The 17,608-nt window shown below is 61.3% G+C and carries 19 protein-coding genes; 11 read left to right on the top strand and 8 right to left on the bottom strand.

All coding sequences use genetic code 11. The features are described 5' to 3' along the window. Positions 1 to 32 precede the first annotated feature (32 nt). The gene (locus PST29_RS21275; RefSeq protein WP_060840438.1) at positions 33 to 728 is read left to right on the top strand and encodes a response regulator; all 696 of its coding nucleotides are present in this window, start codon (positions 33 to 35) and stop codon (positions 726 to 728) included. A 25-nt stretch (positions 729 to 753) separates the two neighbouring features. Here the strand turns inward: PST29_RS21275 and PST29_RS21270 are convergent, their stop codons facing one another. Next, entirely contained in the window at positions 754 to 1,791 is a 1,038-nt protein-coding gene (locus PST29_RS21270; RefSeq protein WP_060844292.1) for a patatin-like phospholipase family protein, read from the bottom strand. A 221-nt stretch (positions 1,792 to 2,012) separates the two neighbouring features. Between PST29_RS21270 and PST29_RS21265 the strand changes: the two genes are divergently transcribed. The 3 genes from PST29_RS21265 to PST29_RS21255 all read left to right on the top strand — a co-directional run bounded on the left by PST29_RS21265 (position 2,013) and on the right by PST29_RS21255 (position 4,106). Beyond that, positions 2,013 to 2,291: a hypothetical protein gene (locus PST29_RS21265; RefSeq protein WP_016964073.1), complete on the top strand. Its 279-nt coding sequence runs from the start codon at positions 2,013 to 2,015 to the stop codon at positions 2,289 to 2,291. Positions 2,292 to 2,433: 142 nt separating this feature from the next. Continuing rightward, a complete protein-coding gene (locus tag PST29_RS21260; protein WP_060844291.1) occupies positions 2,434 to 3,201 on the top strand; it encodes a CHAD domain-containing protein in 768 nt (255 codons plus the stop codon). Between the two features lie 107 nt (positions 3,202 to 3,308). Next, positions 3,309 to 4,106: an acyl-CoA thioesterase gene (locus PST29_RS21255; protein ID WP_060840435.1), complete on the top strand. Its 798-nt coding sequence runs from the start codon at positions 3,309 to 3,311 to the stop codon at positions 4,104 to 4,106. Between the two features lie 4 nt (positions 4,107 to 4,110). Here PST29_RS21255 and PST29_RS21250 read toward each other — a convergent pair whose 3' ends face one another. From PST29_RS21250 to PST29_RS21240, 3 genes are all read right to left on the bottom strand, one after another. Beyond that, positions 4,111 to 4,473: a terminase gene (locus PST29_RS21250; protein ID WP_060841993.1), complete on the bottom strand. Its 363-nt coding sequence runs from the start codon at positions 4,471 to 4,473 to the stop codon at positions 4,111 to 4,113. Between the two features lie 112 nt (positions 4,474 to 4,585). Then, a complete protein-coding gene (locus PST29_RS21245; protein ID WP_060844290.1) occupies positions 4,586 to 6,067 on the bottom strand; it encodes a methyl-accepting chemotaxis protein in 1,482 nt (493 codons plus the stop codon). Between the two features lie 85 nt (positions 6,068 to 6,152). After that, positions 6,153 to 6,959, bottom strand: a complete 807-nt coding sequence (locus PST29_RS21240) for a TatD family hydrolase (RefSeq protein WP_060840433.1) — start codon at positions 6,957 to 6,959, stop codon at positions 6,153 to 6,155. A gap of 235 nt (positions 6,960 to 7,194) precedes the next feature. Between PST29_RS21240 and PST29_RS21235 the strand changes: the two genes are divergently transcribed. The 3 genes from PST29_RS21235 (at position 7,195) to PST29_RS21225 (ending at position 9,761) form a co-directional block, all read left to right on the top strand. Next, positions 7,195 to 8,616, top strand: a complete 1,422-nt coding sequence (locus tag PST29_RS21235) for a transglycosylase SLT domain-containing protein (protein ID WP_060844289.1) — start codon at positions 7,195 to 7,197, stop codon at positions 8,614 to 8,616. Between the two features lie 102 nt (positions 8,617 to 8,718). Continuing rightward, a complete protein-coding gene (locus PST29_RS21230) occupies positions 8,719 to 9,153 on the top strand; it encodes a DoxX family protein (RefSeq protein WP_060840431.1) in 435 nt (144 codons plus the stop codon). Between the two features lie 299 nt (positions 9,154 to 9,452). Further along, positions 9,453 to 9,761: a hypothetical protein gene (locus PST29_RS21225; RefSeq protein ID WP_060840430.1), complete on the top strand. Its 309-nt coding sequence runs from the start codon at positions 9,453 to 9,455 to the stop codon at positions 9,759 to 9,761. Positions 9,762 to 9,904: 143 nt separating this feature from the next. On the opposite strand, the gene PST29_RS21220 is transcribed toward PST29_RS21225, so the two are convergent. Continuing rightward, on the bottom strand, positions 9,905 to 10,534 hold the full coding sequence (locus PST29_RS21220; RefSeq protein ID WP_016967435.1) for a response regulator transcription factor: 630 nt from the start codon (positions 10,532 to 10,534) through the stop codon (positions 9,905 to 9,907). A gap of 300 nt (positions 10,535 to 10,834) precedes the next feature. Between PST29_RS21220 and greB the strand changes: the two genes are divergently transcribed. Next, positions 10,835 to 11,308 (top strand): transcription elongation factor GreB, encoded by a 474-nt coding sequence (gene greB / locus PST29_RS21215; RefSeq protein ID WP_060840429.1) that lies wholly within the window; start codon positions 10,835 to 10,837, stop codon positions 11,306 to 11,308. A 33-nt stretch (positions 11,309 to 11,341) separates the two neighbouring features. On the opposite strand, the gene PST29_RS21210 is transcribed toward greB, so the two are convergent. Next, on the bottom strand, positions 11,342 to 13,846 hold the full coding sequence (locus PST29_RS21210) for an ABC transporter permease (RefSeq protein WP_060840428.1): 2,505 nt from the start codon (positions 13,844 to 13,846) through the stop codon (positions 11,342 to 11,344). Next, positions 13,846 to 14,529 carry an ABC transporter ATP-binding protein gene (locus PST29_RS21205; protein WP_016967432.1) on the bottom strand — a complete coding sequence of 228 codons (684 nt, stop codon included), beginning with the start codon at positions 14,527 to 14,529 and terminating at the stop codon, positions 13,846 to 13,848. Before PST29_RS21205 ends, PST29_RS21210 begins: the two co-directional genes overlap by 1 nt. A 10-nt stretch (positions 14,530 to 14,539) precedes the next feature. Here PST29_RS21205 and PST29_RS21200 point away from each other — a divergent pair, with 10 nt between their 5' ends. From PST29_RS21200 to PST29_RS21190, 3 genes are all read left to right on the top strand, one after another. Next, complete coding sequence (locus PST29_RS21200) at positions 14,540 to 15,145, top strand: arylesterase (protein ID WP_060840427.1); 606 nt, start codon at positions 14,540 to 14,542, stop codon at positions 15,143 to 15,145. A 56-nt stretch (positions 15,146 to 15,201) separates the two neighbouring features. Then, positions 15,202 to 15,495 carry a hypothetical protein gene (locus tag PST29_RS21195; RefSeq protein ID WP_007931378.1) on the top strand — a complete coding sequence of 98 codons (294 nt, stop codon included), beginning with the start codon at positions 15,202 to 15,204 and terminating at the stop codon, positions 15,493 to 15,495. Positions 15,496 to 15,629: 134 nt separating this feature from the next. Beyond that, on the top strand, positions 15,630 to 16,607 hold the full coding sequence (locus PST29_RS21190; protein WP_060840426.1) for a L,D-transpeptidase family protein: 978 nt from the start codon (positions 15,630 to 15,632) through the stop codon (positions 16,605 to 16,607). 127 nt (positions 16,608 to 16,734) lie between these two features. Here PST29_RS21190 and oprI read toward each other — a convergent pair whose 3' ends face one another. Next, on the bottom strand, positions 16,735 to 16,986 hold the full coding sequence (oprI, locus tag PST29_RS31190; protein WP_003448337.1) for an outer membrane lipoprotei OprI: 252 nt from the start codon (positions 16,984 to 16,986) through the stop codon (positions 16,735 to 16,737). Positions 16,987 to 17,608 lie beyond the last annotated feature (622 nt).

Here is a 17,608-nt window from a genome sequence, read left to right as displayed (position 1 = left end):
CTTTTGCCTCTTATTTGCCTTGAATTGAACCCATGAGCCAGACCGCGACCATCCTGGTCATCGACGACGAGCCGCAGATCCGCAAGTTCCTGCGCATCAGCCTGGCGTCACAAGGATACAAAGTGATTGAAGCCGGAGCCGGTGCCGAAGGCCTGGCCCAGGCGGCGCTGAACAAACCGGACCTGCTGGTGCTCGATCTGGGGCTGCCGGACATGGATGGCCAGCAGGTCCTGCGCGAGTTTCGCGAGTGGTCGACAGTGCCGGTGCTGGTGCTTTCGGTGCGCGCCAGCGAAGTGCAGAAGGTCGAAGCCCTGGATGGCGGCGCCAATGACTACGTGACCAAACCCTTCGGCATCCAGGAATTCCTGGCACGCATCCGTGCCCTGCTGCGCCAGGCGCCCGCCGGCGAGGTGCAGGAAGCGGCCTTGCAGGTGGGGCCGTTGACGGTGGACCTGGCCTATCGCCGGGTACTTCTGGACGGTCTTGAAGTGGCCCTGACCCGCAAGGAATACGCCGTGCTGGCGCAGCTGGCACGGCATCCCGGGCGGGTGATCACCCAGCAGCAGTTGCTCAAGGACATCTGGGGACCGACCCACACCGAGGACAGCCACTACCTGCGGATCGTGGTCGGGCATCTGCGGCAGAAACTGGCGGACGATCCGACCCGGCCTCGGTTCATCGTGACCGAGGCGGGAGTGGGCTACCGGCTGTTGGGCGGTGATTCCTGAGCTGTCGGGCTCGGCTCTTGCTGGCTCAGTGCTGTTCCTGTTCGTAGCGGTCCAGGGTGTCGCTGGCGATTTCCCGCCCCAGGGCGATCAGCTCAGGCGCCTTGTAGAACTCGAAGAACCGGCACACGCGCTTGGGCACGTTGATCAGGATGTCCGGCGGGTAGCCGGCAATCTTGTACTGCGCCAGGGAGGTCTGCATCACCTCGAAGCTCTGGTTCACCAGGTCCAGCAGCGACGCCGGGCCGACGTTGTCGATGATGAATGAACCACTGGCGGACTTGGGCGCGCCTTCGGTTTCCGGTGCGGCCGCCGGTTGCTGGGCCTCCGGCTCGGCGCCTTCGACCCAGGGATTGATGTCGGCCGCTTCGCTCTTGAAGGCTTCCTGTTCGAGCAGCAACAGTTGCTCGGCCTGCTTGCGGCGGAACGGCAGGTGCGAGCCCAGGGAATTGATCAGGCTGTCGAAGCGGCTCTTGAACGCCGGCGGGCGCTGGATCACCGGCAACTGGTAATGGCGCTGGTTGGTGGAGTTGAGGTTGACCGCGATGATCAGGTCGCAATGACTGGACACCACCGGCACGATCGGTAGCGGGTTGAGCAGGCCGCCGTCCACCAGCATGCGATTGCCCTGCATCACTGGGGTGAACAGGCTGGGAATGGCCGCCGAGGCGCGCATGGCCTGATGCAGGCAGCCCTCCTGGAACCAGATCTCCTGTTGGTTGGTGAGGTCGGTGGCCACGGCGGTGTAGGGAATGCGCAGGTCTTCGATGTTGACGTCACCGACGATCTTGCGGATCTGGCCGAAGACCTTTTCGCCGCGAATCGCCCCCAGGCGGAAGCTCACGTCCACCAGGCGCAGCACATCGAGGTAGTCCAGGCTTTCGATCCATCCCCGGTACTCGGCGAGCTTGCCCGCCGCGTAGATGCCGCCCACCACCGCGCCCATCGAGCAACCGGCGATGCAGGCAATGTCATACCCGCGTCTTTCGATCTCCTCGATGACCCCGATATGGGCATACCCGCGTGCGCCTCCTGAGCCGAGGACCAATGCAACACGTTTGTTCATGATTCGTCCCTTCGCCAAACAGGCTGCAACAATGCACCCATAGCGCCCCGGGGTTCAATTGCTGATGCGCCTGCGGCTTGCATCAGTGTTTTTTCCTAGGGGCGATGGGGCGGTGACGCTATGCTCCTGCGGCTATATTTTCCAAAGGTCGAGTCAGGCACTTTTCGCGGCTGCCATCGTCTTAACCTGTACGACTGTTTCTTTTTCCTGAGGTGTCATTGATGAAAGCCTGGATCTGTTTGCCCCTGATTGCATTGGTTCTGACCGGTTGCGCGGGCAAGACCGCCTACCGCGACAGTTGCGGCACTCAGCTGGACGCCGCCTGGCATGAGCTGGACCTGGCCAAGGCCGAAGGGTTCGCTGGCACCGTGAGCTATTCCAAGGCCCTGTCGCTGCTGACCGGTGCCAAGACCCAGCAGCAATTCGAAGCCTTTGAAGGCTGCACCAAGAAAGCCGAGAAGGCGCGCTTCTACATTCGCGAGTCGCGTGCCGGGCGCTGAGTCGCGCCAGGCGCTACGCTGAAGCGGCAACCCTCATAGCGTGGGGCCGTGACCGGGCGCAATGCCGGTCACGGGTCCACGTTTTCATTCTTGAGCTGGATAAGCCGAATTCAGGCTTGCACGTCGTATTGGGGAACCCGTGATGTCTGCCTTGGTTGATCGATTGGTGGTTCAGATCCTGAGCCTGGAAGTGAGCTTGCTGGCTTGTCAGGCGCGCATGGCGGCGGCCACCGATGCCGAGGCGCTGCACGACTTGCGCATCACCGTGCGCCGCTTGCGCAGCCTGTTGCGCCCGTTGCGCGGCTTGCCCGGTGTCGAGCAGTTGGAGGCGGCAGCCGGCGCGGTCGGGCAACTGACAACGCCGATTCGTGATCGTGAAGTACTGGCGGCTTATCTGCACCAGCATGGCCAGCACCTTGCCGCCGAGCGGCGCACCGCCCAGTTGCGCCGGGAGTATTCGGCAGTGGCTGGCGGACCCCAGCTGGCCCAGCTGTTCCTGGTACTGGATGCGTTTCCGCGATTCCTGCGGGCTTGCCAGCGCCAGGGTTTGCTCCGAGGTTTGCGCGTGCGGATTGAGAAGCGCCTGGCCAAGCAGTGGAAAGCCCTGGGCAAGGCGCTGCAGGATCCCGCTCACGATCGCCATCGTTTGCGGCTGTTGATCAAGCGTGTGCGCTACGCGGCCGATGCCTATCCCGAGCTCGATCGTTTGCCGGCGCTGGCGATGAAACGTCTCAAGGCGGCCCAGGGCGCCCTGGGGGATTGGCATGACTGCTGGCAGTGGCTGGCTCAGGCCGAGCAGCAAGCGGATCTGCTGCCCTGTGTCGCCGTCTGGCGTCGAACCATGCTCAAGGCCGAAACCGCGGCTGACCAGGTGCTGGACCAGTTGTACGACGATTGCTTGCGAAAGTGATTGTCGTTGTGCGGCTTATCTGTCCGCTGCTTTGGCCGGAATAGTGGCTGTGCGGCTCCAAGGCGCTGGTTAAGATCCCTGAGTCTTTTTTTGCCCCCGAGGTTTTCATGCGTTTCTATGATTTGCTCGAAGCCGTTCGCAGCCAGCCCCAAGCGCTGACCATTCCGGCCGAGTGGGCTCAAGGTCGCGCCAGTTTCGGTGGCCTGGTGGTCGCCCTGCAGTACGAAGCGATGCGCGCCAAGGTTCCGGCCGACCGCCCGGTGCGCTCTTTGGCGGTCACTTTTGTCGGGCCCGTGGCGCCGGACGTTCCGGTCAGTTTTGAAGTGGATGTCCTGCGTGAAGGCAAGGCAGTCAGCCAGGTATTGGGGCGGGTGATGCAGGAAGGCCAGGTGGTGACCCTGGTGCAGGGCAGCTTTGGCGCCTCACGCGAGTCTTCGGTGACGATTGACGCCGAACCTGCGCCCGAGATGAAACACTGGGATGACTGCCAGGAGCTGCCCTACATCAAGGGCGTAACGCCGGAGTTCATGCGCCATCTGGCGATGCGCTGGAGCGTTGGCGGCCTGCCCTTTACCGGCAACCGTTCCCGGGACATGGGCGGCTGGGTGCGTTTGCGCGGGGAGGTCAAGGAAGAACCCGTGACCGAGGCGCACATCCTGGCGCTGGTGGATGCCTGGCCGCCGGCCTTGTTGCCGCACCTGAGCAAGCCGGCCGCTGGCAGCACCCTGACCTGGACCATCGAGTTCGTGCAACCGCTGCTGCCAGTCAGCACCCTGGACTGGTGCAAGTACCGGGTGGAAACCGAACATGCCCGCGACGGTTACGGCCACGCGGCGGCGGCACTCTGGAGTCCCGATGGACAACTGATTGCTCTGAGCCGGCAGACGGTGACCATCTTCGCCTGAGGCCTCAGTGCCGGTGGCGTTGCAACCAGGCCCGCCACCAGGCACCGCTGAGGACAAAGCGCGGGAAGGTCAGAAACTGTTCCACCAGCAGGCGTTGCACGGCGTCCTGGCGATCAGTGAAAGGCTCGACGGCTTGGGCTTCCAGGCTATGGCCGTGGCGTTGCAGGCCCAGGGCGGCCAATACACCGACCAGGCCGATGGCCAGACTCAGGAAACTCAGGGAAAACACGCCCGAGACAATCAGCAGAAAACCGACGATGAACAGCGGTACGGCAATCAGGTGCAACACCAGATTGGTCGGGTGCTGGTGGCTTTGCGGGTAGACGCGCCATTGCCAGGCCGGAAGATTGGGGTGACGTTTGCCCATGGTGATCATCCTCAGTTCTTGAAAACTCGTGAACCAAGAATAGGGGCGAGGTCGTAAGAGGGCGAATCAAGGCTGGCTATCGCTCCGATAGCCAGCGGGCATGTGCAGGGGATCAGAGTTTCAGTTGGCCGATGGCCTTGCTCAGTTCGCCGGCCAGGGTCGCCAGTTCACTGCTGGTGGTGGCAGAGGCCACGGTCTGTTGCACGGTGTTTTCGGTGACGTCGCGGATGCTCACCACCGCCCGGTTCATTTCTTCGGCCACCTGGCTTTGTTGTTCTGCGGCCACGGCAATCTGCGTATTGCTTTCGCGCATCTGCGCCACCGCGCCGGTGATCTCCGCCAGAGCCGCCCCGGCTTCCTGGGCCTGCTGCACGCAGTCGTCGGCCTTGAACGAGCTCTCCTGCATGAAGTCCACGGCGTCCCGGGTGCCTGCCTGTAAGGCTGCGACCATGCCGGTGATCTCGTCGGTGGAAGACTGTACGCGTTTGGCCAGGTTGCGCACCTCGTCGGCCACCACGGCAAAGCCGCGGCCCATTTCGCCGGCTCTGGCGGCTTCGATGGCGGCGTTGAGAGCCAACAGGTTGGTCTGTTCGGCGATGCTGTGGATCACGTTGACCACGCCGTTGATCTTCTGGCTGTCTTCCGCGAGCTTTTGAATCATCTCGGCGGTTTGCTGCACGCCGTTGGAGAGCCCGGCAATGGACTTCTGCACTCGGCCGACCACTTCATGGCCGGTGCCGGCCAGGGTGTCGGCGGTCTGGGACAGGTCCCGGGTGGCGCCGGCGTGCTGGGCGATGTGGAAGACGGTGGCGGACATTTCGTTGATGGCAGTGGCGGCCTGATCGGTTTCACTTTGCTGACCGAGCATGCCGTGACGCACATCGTTCATGCTCGAGGCCAGGCGCGCGGCACCCTGATCCAGCTGGCGAGCGGTGTTGGCCACGGTGTTCACCACCCGCTGGTAACCGGCCTGCATGGCATTGAAGGCGCTGGCCATCTGGCCGACTTCGTCCTTGCAGGACAGCGGCACCCGGGCCGACAGGTCGCCGGTTTTCTCCACATGCAGCATCACATCCTTGAGGGTGTTGAGCTGGCTGAGGAGAAAGCGGATCAGCAACTGCGAGGCGCAAAGCATGGCGAACATCAGGATGAAGACGGCCACGGCGTAATTGGTGAAGCGGTCGCTGAAGACCTGAGCCAGGCTCGGTGCGTGGGCCAGTACGGCAACCTGCTGGCCATTGGCGCGGCTAACGACCTCGGCACCCAGCAGCGGGTTGTCGCCGAAGAGCGGCATGTGATTGATTTCGACCCAGCCGTTGGCGCCGTTCAGTTCAGGCAAGGCCTGTTCGTTGAGGCTGGGAGTCTGGCCCTGGGAGAAGGCCAACAGGTTCTCGCCAGTGGGCAAGGGCTGTCCCGCAGGCCAGGCATTGAGCAGATGGGCCTGGCTCCGGGCTGCGGCCTGGGCGGCCTGACTACGGGCCTGCTGCTCCAGTTGCACCGCGTACAGCACCAATAACAGGGTGGTGACGAAGGCGACCGCATTGACCGCCCAGAATTTGTATTTCAGCGAGATATTGCTAAGCCAGGCACCCATAGAAGGTCTTCTCTGATTGAGCGAAACAGTATTGGCAAGGTGCCAGTATTGTGCCGCTATGATCTCGGAAAAATCTTGATATGGGTCAAGCAATTTCTGGCAAGTTGAAAAAGGCTCTGGAGCAGGCTGTGCTGTGGCTGGCCAGGTCTTGCGGCGTTTCGTCCCGGTGCAGAGCCACTTCCCGCAGGACTTCTGTCAGGTAGGCCGGTTCGTTACGGCCATTTTTCGGTTTCGGCCGCAGGCTGCGGGGCAGCAGGTAAGGGGCGTCGCTTTCCAGCATCAGGCGTCCCCGGGGGATGTTGCGCACCAGTGGATGCAGATGGGTGCCCCGGCGTTCGTCGCAAATCCAGCCGGTGATGCCGATATGCAGGTCCAGGTCGAGGTAGCTGAACAGCGCTCGTTGCTCGCCGGTAAAGCAATGCACCACGGCCGCCGGCAAACGGTCACGAAAGTCTCGCAGAATGTCCAGCAGACGCTGGTTGGCGTCGCGCTCGTGGAGGAACACCGGCAGTTGCAGTTCGGCCGCCAGGGCCAGGTGCTCTTCCAGGACCTTTTCCTGCTGCGGGCGAGGGGAGAAGTCGCGGTTGAAGTCCAGCCCGCATTCGCCCACCGCCCGTATCCGCGGCTCGCTGAGCAGGGCGCGCAAGCGCCGCGGACTGTCGGCATTCCAGTCGCTGGCAGAGTGAGGGTGCAGGCCCGCAGTGGCGAACAGTCTTTGCCCGTCGGCATCCAGTTGCTGGCACAGTTCCAGGGCCTGTTCGCTGCCATCGACGCTGGTTCCGGTGAGGATCAATTGGCAGACCCCGGCCTCATAGGCGCGATTGAGAACGGCTTGGTGTTTTTCGGCAAAACAGGGATTGGTCAGGTTGACGCCGATATCGATGAGTTGCATGGTGCTATCTCCGCCTGCGGCCGGAAAGCATATCAGAGCTGTAGATTTATAAGAAAAGCCAAGAACTACAACGAGTTAACGCTGTCTTTTGCTGCCAGAAGCACGTAGCGGCCGGGCATTGTGCCGCCGTTTCGCTGCTCTTTTGCACCTTGCCAGCGCTCAAGGCGCTCTGTTTCTGTCGATCAAGCCTTCAAAAAACGACGAAGGGTTGAACAGTATTTCCTGCGGAGAACGGATGACCCGACCCTCGATCTTGCTCGCGCTGTGCCTGTCGCTGCTGCTGCCCTTGCCGGCGCTGGCCCGTCTGGCCGGACCGCCGGAAGCCCTGGCGTCCGGCAAGGTCCGCGACCTGGCGGAGATCCGCAGCAGTCGCGTGCTGCGGGTGCTGGTCAATCAGAGCCGCAACAGCTCCGGTGAGGTCCAGGGACAGGCCATCGGCGTCGAATATCATCGCTTGCGCGCGTTCGAGCAATACCTCAATGGTCATGCCCGTGACGGACAGGAAATCAGCCTCAAGATCATTCCCAAAGCCAAGGATCAGTTGCTGGGCGCGTTGCAGCGGGGAGAGGGCGATCTGGTGGCGCCTGGGGAATTACTGGAGGCTCTGCCGGGCCATGCGGTCAGTTCCAGCGATCCCATCGTCAGCAATGTTCCGTTGCTGTTGGTGGGTATCAAGGGCGAGCGTCGTTACACGCGGATCGAACAGCTGTCCGGCAAGACGCTGACCCTGACCACCGGCAGTGCCGCCGGCGAGGCGGTGAGTCAGATCAATCAGCGACTGGCGTTGCGCAAGCTGGCGCCGATCAAGGTCGAGTGGGTGGATCCGAGTCTGGCGGTGGAGGACGTGCTGGAAATGGTCCAGGGGGGAATCTTTCACCTGACCATCGTCGAGCAGCCGATTGCCGAGCGCTGGAGCAAGATCCTGCCCAAGCTGCGTTTCGATCGACAGTTGAAGATCAGCGAGCCGGGCGAGGAGCACTGGTTTGTGCGGCGCGATGCGTCGATGCTGCGGGCCAGCATCGACCGTTTTCTCAAGAGCTATAAGACCCCGGCGGATCAGGATGTGGCGTTCCTGCGCATCTATCGGCGTCAGTATCAGGTGCATTACCCCCTGGCCCAAGCCGACCGACAGCGCCTGGAGAAACTGCGTCCGGTGCTGCAGAAGCATGCCGGGGAACAGGGCATGGACTGGCTGAATCTGGCGGCCCTGGCGTTCAAGGAGTCGGCTCTGCAACCCAGCGCCAGGAGCGGTAGCGGCCCCACCGGACTGATGCAGATCACGCCTTCGGCGGCGCAACGGGTCGGGGTCAACAATATCCAGTCCCTCGATAGCAATGTGCAGGCGGGAGCCAAGTACCTGGCGATGATTCGTCGCAAGTTTTTTGCCAGTCCCAAGCTCAACGAACGCGAGCGCATGGCTTTTGTCCTGGCCGCCTACAACATGGGGCCGGAACGGGTGCAGGGCATGCGCAGCGAAGCCCGGCGGCGAGGGCTCAATCCCAATCAGTGGTTTTTCCAGGTGGAGCGAATCGCCATGGAGCAGGTGGGTATGGGCGCGGTCAGCTATGTTAATAGCGTCAACAAATACTATCTGGCCTTCGATCGTGAACGGGACTCGCTGGAGCCTCGGGAGCGAAAAGTTGCGTCTCGCAAATAATCGAAAATACTGATTGTTATCTCGGAATTATTCCGCTTTTAACATGATAAAAACTGATTAATATGGCGACCAACTTCCCCGTCTTACACAGGACTACACAGCATGAGCACACTGATCAAAAACGTACTGAGCACTCGCGCCGGTTATGGCTTGACCGTTTTGCGGATTTTCGTCGGCATCATCTTTGCTGCCCACGGTTCGCAAAAACTCTTTGGCTGGTTCGGTGGTGGCGGCCTGGCGGGGACGGCTCAGTGGATGGAGAGCATCGGCCTGGCGCCGGGGTATCTGATGGCGTTGCTGGCCGGTGGTACCGAGTTCTTCGCGGGTCTGGCGCTGATCATTGGCCTGTTGGCGCGTCCTGCTGCGCTGGGCCTGTCGTTCACCCTGCTGGTGGCAATCTTTTCGGTGCATATCAGCCACGGTTTGTTCATGGCCAACAATGGCTATGAATTCGCCCTGGCGCTGCTGGGCGGTACCCTTGCCGTGCTGTTTGAAGGCGCCGGCAAACTGTCGCTGGATGCAACGATCGCCAAGTAATCCGTGGGCTTTGATTCGTCCGTCGCTGGTGGCTTTCGGACGCTCTGGATCAACCCTTAGGAGAAATTCCAAGGCCTTCCTGTGCAGGCCTTTTTCGTTGCTGCGAAATCTTGACACTGACCGGCCGGCTTCTCTAGGATGCTGCCCATGCGCCGATTTAAACAGCTACTTGCGGGGCGCCAGGTGAGTCGAAAGACCATCGATAGAAGCTGCAGGCAGGCTTCGAAATACCGCTAAAGCGCTGGTTCGGTGTTGCCTCTCACCTGCCCGGCAGAAACCAGAGGCAGAGACACAATACGATGAATGCACCACGCCCCCTTGTACGTCTTGCGCCGCTCACGGCGAGTCTTTCCCAGCGCAACCCGAAAATTCTTCTTGGCGGCAAGCACCAACCCACCCTGTTGCGTTATCTCGATGGCTGGCCGCGGCGTTCCGCGGGCCCGGCGGCATTTCTGATCCAGTTTGTCGAAGAAGGCGAGTCCCTGGCACGTTTTGCCAGTGACAGCTTTGATCTGGCGGTCATTCCGGCACCCAGTGCCGAGCACGCCGCTGAAGTCATCAAGCAATTGACCCGCGTCGCTCGCCAAGGGCTGATCATTCGCCGCTAGTGGTTCGGCGGCTCCGACGGCGCTGTGCAGCTTGCTGCTGACTGCGCCGTATTTAGATAGTGATTGCATCGAGCAGACAGTGGCTGGCGTATCTCCAGCTGTGGCGGATGCTCCTTGCTCATGCACTGATCGGGGCTGGCTATTCAAACAACCGCATTGCGCTTTGCCAGTTCAGCCAGTGCTACCAGGTTGGAAATGTTGAAGCGCTTGAGCAAACGCACTTTGTAGGTACTGACGGTCTTGTGGCTGATCAGCAGGGCGTCGGCAATCTGCTGATTGTTGAGGCCGGTGGCCAGCAGTTTCAGGACTGTGATCTCGCGATCGGTCAGGCGGGAGATCAGTACGCTTTCCTGGCTGGCGGCATTGGTGTTCTGCTGCAGGATATTGATAGTGTCTTCCGGGAAGTAGCTGTACCCGGACAGAATGGCCTTCACTGCATTGGCCAGTTCGTGAAGATTCTCGGTCTTGCACAGAAACCCCGCGGCTCCGGCCTGCAGGCAGCGCAAGGCGAAGTTCTTCGAGTCGCTTGAAGTCAGGACCAGGGTTTTCACATGCAGGTCCGCGGACTTGATATGGGCGATGACCGAGAACCCGTCCAGGTTGGGAATCCCCAGGTCGAGGATCAACAGGTCCGGCATGTGTTTGCGCACCAACTGCACGGCGTCCGCACCGTTGTCGGCTTCAGCGACGATGGTGTGGTGATGGGGTTCCAGCACCGACCTGATGGCCAGTCGGATCAGTGGGTGGTCATCGACGATAATGATGTTGCCCATTTAGTGCATTCCCTTTGTTTTTTAGAGGTTTTGGTCGTTGGTGGCGGGTTCTTTGCGGAGGTAGGTTGCAGGTTGTCAGGCGCGCCGAGTGCAAACTCTGTTGCTTAAAATGTGTCTGAGGCCGTAAGCCTCGGCGGTTTGGCTCTATGATTGGCCGACCTCTCTGAAATCTAAATCGGACAAATCTGATAGTGCTGCGTTAACGATGCGCGGGGAGAGCAGCCGCCCGAGATCGGCCGGGTTCAACGGTTAATTCAAATAACAGAACAGCCGCTACAAGGCTGGAAGGTGACAAGCCAATTGAGTACCAAGCTCATCACGCAGGATGGTTACGACGCACTGAAGCAGGAGCTGGATTATCTGTGGCGGGAGAAACGTCCGGACATCACCCAGAAGGTCACCTGGGCCGCGTCCCTGGGGGATCGCAGCGAGAATGCCGACTATCAGTACAACAAGAAGCTGCTGCGGGAGATTGATCGTCGGGTGCGCTACATCCGCAAGCGTCTGGAAGACATGAAAGTGGTGACCTACGCCCCGGAGCAGGAAGGCCGGGTATTTTTCGGTGCCTGGGTCGAAGTGGAAAACGAGGCCGCCGAGATCAAGCGCTTTCGTATCGTCGGTTATGACGAGATCTATCTGCGCAAGGACTACATTTCCATCGACTCGCCGATGGCCAGGGCGCTACTGAAGAAGGAAGTGGGCGACGAAGCCATTGTTCATACCCCGGCGGGTGAAACCTGCTGGTGGATCAACCAGATCGAGTACGTGAAGTAGGCTCGGCAGCCGGCGCTGGCGAGCCATGAGTCTTCATCCTTCGCGCAGGACGCTCAAGGGGCTGGCGTTCAACGCCCGGCGGGTGCCGAAAATTCCGGCTCCGCCTATCAGCAGCGCGCCAATCACCGGCAGCAGCAATAGCCAGGGGTGGGGGTGCCAGGGCAAGTCGAAGGCAAACCGGTAGAGCACCAGGCTGATCAGTTCGCTGCCCAGGGCCGCCAGCAGGCCGCTGACCGCGCCAAGCAAGCCGAACTCGATCCGTCGGGCCTTGATCAGCAACCGCCGTTCGGCACCGAGGGCGCGCAGCAGCGCACCCTGGCGAATGCGTTCGTCCAGGGTGGCTTGCAGGCCGGAAAACAGCACGGCCATTCCCGCCGCCAGGACAAACAGCAACACATATTCCACCGCCAGAGTGACCTGGGCCAGGATGCTGCGCAGCTGCTCCAGCAGGGCCTCCACTTGAAGGATGGTGACTGCCGGGAAAGCCCTGGACAGTTCGACGATCTGCTGGTCGTGACCTGGACTCAAATAGAAGCTGGTGAGGTAGGTGGCGGGCAGGTCCTTCAGGGTGCCTGGCTGGAAGATCATGAAGAAGTTCGGTTGGAAGTTGTCCCAGTTGATGCTGCGCAGGCTGGTGACCTGGGCCTCCCGATTGACTCCCGCCACGGTGAAGATCAAGCGGTCACCCAGTTTCAGCTTCAGGCTTTGCGCCACCTTGGCCTCCACGGACACGCCAGGCACCGGGTCGTCGGTCTGGCTCGACCACCATTGGCCTTCGGTGATGCTGTTGCCGGCAGGCAGATCAGCGGCCCAGGTCAGGCTCAGATCACGCTGAACGGCCCGGTCGCCACTGGAGTCCTTGCTGACAATCTCCCTCACAGGTTCGCCATTGATACTCACCAGGCGTCCGGGAACCACCGGATACAGCGGTGCCGAGGGCGCCGAGAGTTGTACCAGGCGATCGCTGAAAGCCTGCTTTTCGGCCGGCAGGATATTCAGGGCAAAGTAGTTCGGGGCATTTTTGGGCAACTGGTTCTGCCAGGTATCCAGCAACTCGCCCCGTAGCAGGGCGATCAAGGCCATGGACAGCAGAATCAGGCCGAAGGCCAGGGACTGCCCGGCCGCCGCCAGGGGGTGACGCAGTAATTGGCCCAGCCCCAGGCGCCAGGGCAGGGACGACCGGGCCAGCAGGCGACGCAGGCTTTGCAGCAGCAACAGCAGCAATCCGCCCAGGAACAGTGCGGCGATCAGGCCGCCCCCGAGCAGGGCGAAGGTCAGCAGTAGATCCAGGCTCAAGCGCCACATGATCAGGCCCAGGGCAAATAGCGCGGCGCCATAGATCATCCAGGTGCTGGAGGGAATCGGCAGCAGGTCGCGCCGCAGGACCCGCAATGGCGGGACCCGTCCCAGTGCGGCCAGGGGCGGCAAGGCGAATCCCGCCAGGGCGACCAGCCCGGTGCCAATCCCGGCGATGGCTGGCAGCAGTCCTCCAGGTGGCACGTCGTTGGGCAAAAGATCATGCAACAGGTAGAACAGGCCAAGTTGGGCCAGCCAGCCCAGCAGCGCGCCGGCGAGGCTGGCCAGCAGCCCCAGCACTGCCAACTGCACGCTGAACAGCAGCATGGTTTCCCGGCGTGACAAGCCCAGGCAGCGCAACAGGGCGCTGGCATCGAAGCGGCGGGCGGCAAAGCGATTGGCTGACAAGGCCACGGCGACACCCGACAGCAGCACTGCCACCAGGCTGGCCATGTTCAGGTAGCGCTCGGCCTTGCCCAAGGCGCCGCCGATCTGCTGGTTGCCATCCCTGGCGTCCTGCAGTCGCTGGTTGGCTGCCAGTCCCGGCTTGATCAATTGGCGGTAGTGTTCGAGGGCTGCGGCGGGGCCGCGCCAGAGTTCCTTGTAGCTGACCCGGCTGCCAGGCTGGACGACGCCGGTGGCTTGCAGGTCATCCAGGCTGATCAGCACCCGGGGCGTCAGGCTGTAGAAGTTGCCGGCCCGGTCGGGCTCATAGGTCAGGACCCGCGCCAGGCGCAGGGTCTGCAGGCCGACATCGATGCTGTCTCCGATCTTCAGGTTCAGGGCGGTCAGCAGTCGTGACTCGACCCAGGCCTCGCCCGCCTTCGGCCCCCCGCCCGATTCTTCGCTGGCGTAGGGAGCTGCTGCGCTCTTGAGCTGGCCGCGCAGCGGGTAGGCGGAGTCCACGGCCTTGATGCTCGACAGCTGGATGCCGTTGTCTGTGGCGATGACGCTGGAGAATTCGACAATGCGTGCATGCTCCAGCCCAAGTTCGCGCCCACTGTCGATTTGTTCCGGGCGTGCCGGCGAGCTGCCTTCCAACAGCAGGTCAGCGCCGAGAAACTCGGTGGCTCGCAGCAACATGGCGCCATTGAGACGGGCGCCGAAATAGCCGATGGCGGTACTTGCCGCCACGGCGACCAGCAACGCAAAGAACAATACGCGCAACTCGCCGGCGCGGGCGTCGCGCAGCAACTGGCGGACGGCGAGGCTCAGCAGGCGCAACAGTGGCATGCGTGCCATCAAGGCTCCAGAGGGGCGACCAGCAAGCCCGCTTCAAGACGGATCAGGCGCCGGCAGCGATGGGCCAGGCGTTCATCGTGGGTCACCAGCACCAGGGTGGTGCCGCTTTCCTTGTTGAGTTCGAACAATAGGTCACTGATGCGTTCGCCGGTGTGACTGTCGAGATTGCCAGTGGGTTCATCGGCAAACAGCACATCGGGTTCGGCGGCAAAGGCCCGGGCGATAGCTACTCGTTGCTGCTCGCCGCCGGACAGTTGGCGTGGCGAGTGGCTAAGGCGCTGGCCGAGGCCGACTCGCTGCAGCAACTCGGTGGCTCGCTCTCGGGCGTCACGGCGGCCATCCAGTTCCAGGGGCAGCATGACGTTTTCCAGAGCATTGAGGCTGTCGAGCAGTTGAAAGGACTGGAAGACGAATCCCACGTGTTCGGCCCTGATCCGCGCCCGCTGGTCCTCATCCAGGCGGCTCAGGGCCTGACCGGCCAGGGTCACTTCACCGCTGCTGGGCAGGTCGAGTCCGGCCAGCAGGCCGAGCAGGGTGGATTTGCCGGAGCCGGAGGCGCCGACGATGGCCAGGCTGTCGCCCTGATTCAGCTCCAGGTCGAGTTCGTGCAGGATGGTCAGTTCACCTTCCGCGCTGGGAACCACTTTGCTAAGGTTCCGCGCAGTGAGAATGCTTGCGCCCATGGAGAATCCGATGCGTGTATGGTTTTTGAGTGCCGGCCTGGCCTTGATGTGCATGGCCCAGAACGCAGCGGCGGGTACGGTCCTGATCGTGGGCGATAGTATCAGTGCGGCTTTCGGCCTGGATACCCGCGATGGTTGGGTGGCCCTGCTGGAGAAGCGGCTCAAGGACCAGGGTTTTAGCGACAAGGTCGTCAACGCCTCGGTCAGCGGCGACACCAGTGCGGGGGGGCAGGCGCGGCTGCCGGCGCTGCTTGCAGCGCATAAGCCGCAAGTGGTGATCCTTGAATTGGGTGGCAACGATGGCTTGCGCGGCCAGCCGCCACAGCAATTGCAACAAAATCTTGCGTCGATGATCGACAGTGCCCAGGCCGATGGGGCCAAGGTCCTGCTGTTGGGCATGCAGTTGCCGCCCAATTACGGTGTGCGCTACACCCGGGCGTTCGCCCAGGTCTATAGCCAGTTGGCCAGCGACAAGCAGGTGGCCCTGGTGCCGTTTTTTCTCGAAGGGGTCGGCGGTCATCCCGAACTGATGCAGGCGGACGGTTTGCACCCCGCGGCAGCGGCCCAGGGCAAGTTGCTGGAAAATGTCTGGCCGACGCTAAAACCGCTGCTTTGACGCTTTTCTAGTGGCAGTGTTTCGGCTAATGTGGCGCCCCCGATTTGGAGCCCCCGATGCCGCGTCCCGCCTGGTCCCTGTTTGCCTATCAACTGATCGAGCCTGATGAGCAGCTTGACCTGTTCGCCTGTCAGGAAGTTCGGGTGCATCTGGTGACTCGGCAGTTGGAATTGGGTGGTTCGGCCGACCGGACCTTGTGCGGCACCTTGCTGCCTGCGCAGCCACGCTGGTCGAGCGTGGATCGGACGATTTTCCAGGACCAGCGACTCTGCCCTCTGTGTCGGGCGATCCTGGAGTCACAAAAGCGCGGGACGCCACCGATCTGGCCTGAGCTGCGCTTCGAGCTGTAGGCGGTCGATCGCCGACCGTTGCGACAGGGATTTCATGTGTCTGTGCTTGTCTCCCCGCTTGGCTCCCGTAGCCTCGGGGCGGGGGTGTACAATCGCGTTTCTATCACTCGTTGTTCATGCGAAGGATTATCCGGATGTTGCCGCGCCTCCCTGCCGTCACCCGCTGCCTGACACTTGCCGCATTGTGTGTGGCCGGTCCCGTTGCAGCATTGGAATTGCCTCTACCGCCGCCCGGTGAAGATATCGTCGGCCAGGTGCAGGTAATCAAGGCCAAGTACGAAGACACCTTTGCAGATCTGGGTACCGCCTACGACCTGGGCTACCTGGAAATGGTCGCAGCCAACCCGGGGGTCGATCCCTGGTTGCCGGGAGCCGGCACCGAGGTGGTCCTGCCGACTCGCTTTGTCCTGCCTCCCGGGCCTCGTGAAGGCATCGTGATCAACCTGGCGGAGTATCGCCTGTACTACTTTCCCAAAGGGCGGAATGTGGTTTACACCTTCCCCTTGGGCATTGGGCGTGAGGGCTGGGGGTCGCCGATCGCGCACACCAGCATCACCGCGAAGACTCCGAATCCGACCTGGACGCCACCGGCGTCGATCCGGGCAGAACACGCTGCCGACGGTGACCCGTTGCCAAGCGTCGTACCTGCCGGGCCGGACAACCCCTTGGGACCATTCAAGTTCACCTTGGGCACCCCCGGCTACCTGATTCACGGTTCCAACAAGAAGTTTGGCATTGGCATGCGCACCAGCCATGGCTGTTTCCGCATGCTCAACAACAACGTGCTGGAGATGGCTGGCATGGTTCCGGTCGGAACTTCGGTGCGCATCATCAACGAGCCGTACAAGTTCGGCGTCAGTGGCGGAAAAGTCTATCTGGAAGCGCACACGCCATTGGATGACAAGGGCAATCCTTCAGTGGTCGATAAACACACTGCGGTGATCAATGCCTTGCTCAAGCGCGAAGATCTTGCCAATAACCTGCGTATGAACTGGGACGTGGTGCGTGATGTAGTGGCCGCCGAAGACGGGCTGCCAGTGGAGATCGCGGTACCGACGACCGCAGCGCCTGCGGCATCGACGTCCAACCTGTCCTACGATCTGCAGCAGTAAGCGCTGTAATAGAAACCCGCCGATGTCGACTGGCAGCGGCGGGTTTTTTATTGCCGGTGAAAAACTCCGGGCAATAAAAAAGCCGATCCAAAAAATGGATCGGCTTGTTAACAATCCCGAGGGACTATTACTTGCGGCTAGCTTTTTCCAGCATACGCAGAGCGCGCTCGTTAGCTTCGTCAGCAGTCTGTTGTGCTTTTTGAGCAGCAGCCAGAGCTTCATCAGCTTTACGGTAGGCTTCGTCTGCACGAGCCTGAGCACGAGCGGCTGCATCTTCAGTAGCAGTCAGACGAGCTTCGGTTTCTTTGGATACGCTGCTGCAACCGGTAGCCAGAACTGCGGCCAGAGCCAGAGCAGAGAATTTCAGAACGTTGTTCATCGTGTTCCCCTTCAAGGACTTTCTATTAGTAGCTATCCCCCCAGAGTGGGGAAATAACCGGCGTACATACTACCCATTACTTGTAGTAAGTAAACTGACGTAGCGCAAGAAGCAAAAAAAATTCTAGGTGGTGATTCTTTTTCGAGCAACTTTTTGGGCGGTTGTATAAAAAATATTCAATCGCAAGGCTCTGCCAGAGGGTGCTGCTCGTTTGCCAGCATTGCTCACGGACTTTTCCGATCGCTGTTTCGGAGTCTAGGCTAAAGTCGTTCTATATTGCGTGACCGACACTTTTCTTCAGATTCCGCGCAGCCTTGGCCTATCTTTATCCATCTCGCCGGTGACTTTAAGAAGCGCTGTTCGTCTTAAGTTCCAGCATCCGGCGATGTATAGCCTCAACCCATCCATGCGCTGAACCGGGCAGTGGTTCCTGTAAGGCCCGATTGGGGTATTTGCGCTGATCTGTGACGAGTGTGGCTTGAGCATTTGCGCCAAGGGCGCCTACTATTTTGTAACGTGCTCGCGATGCAAGAGCGGTAGCTTCTACTCGGCGTCCGACTGGCACGAGGTGGCGTAAGTTGTTCCTTCGCCGGAAAAACATCGGTAAGGTAGGGGTCAGCAT

The organism is Pseudomonas sp. St29 (assembly GCF_001547915.1).
Taxonomy (GTDB): Bacteria; Pseudomonadota; Gammaproteobacteria; order Pseudomonadales; family Pseudomonadaceae; genus Aquipseudomonas.
The sequence above is the reverse complement of the archived record's forward strand: the minus strand, read 5'-3'. Positions and strand labels throughout refer to the sequence as shown.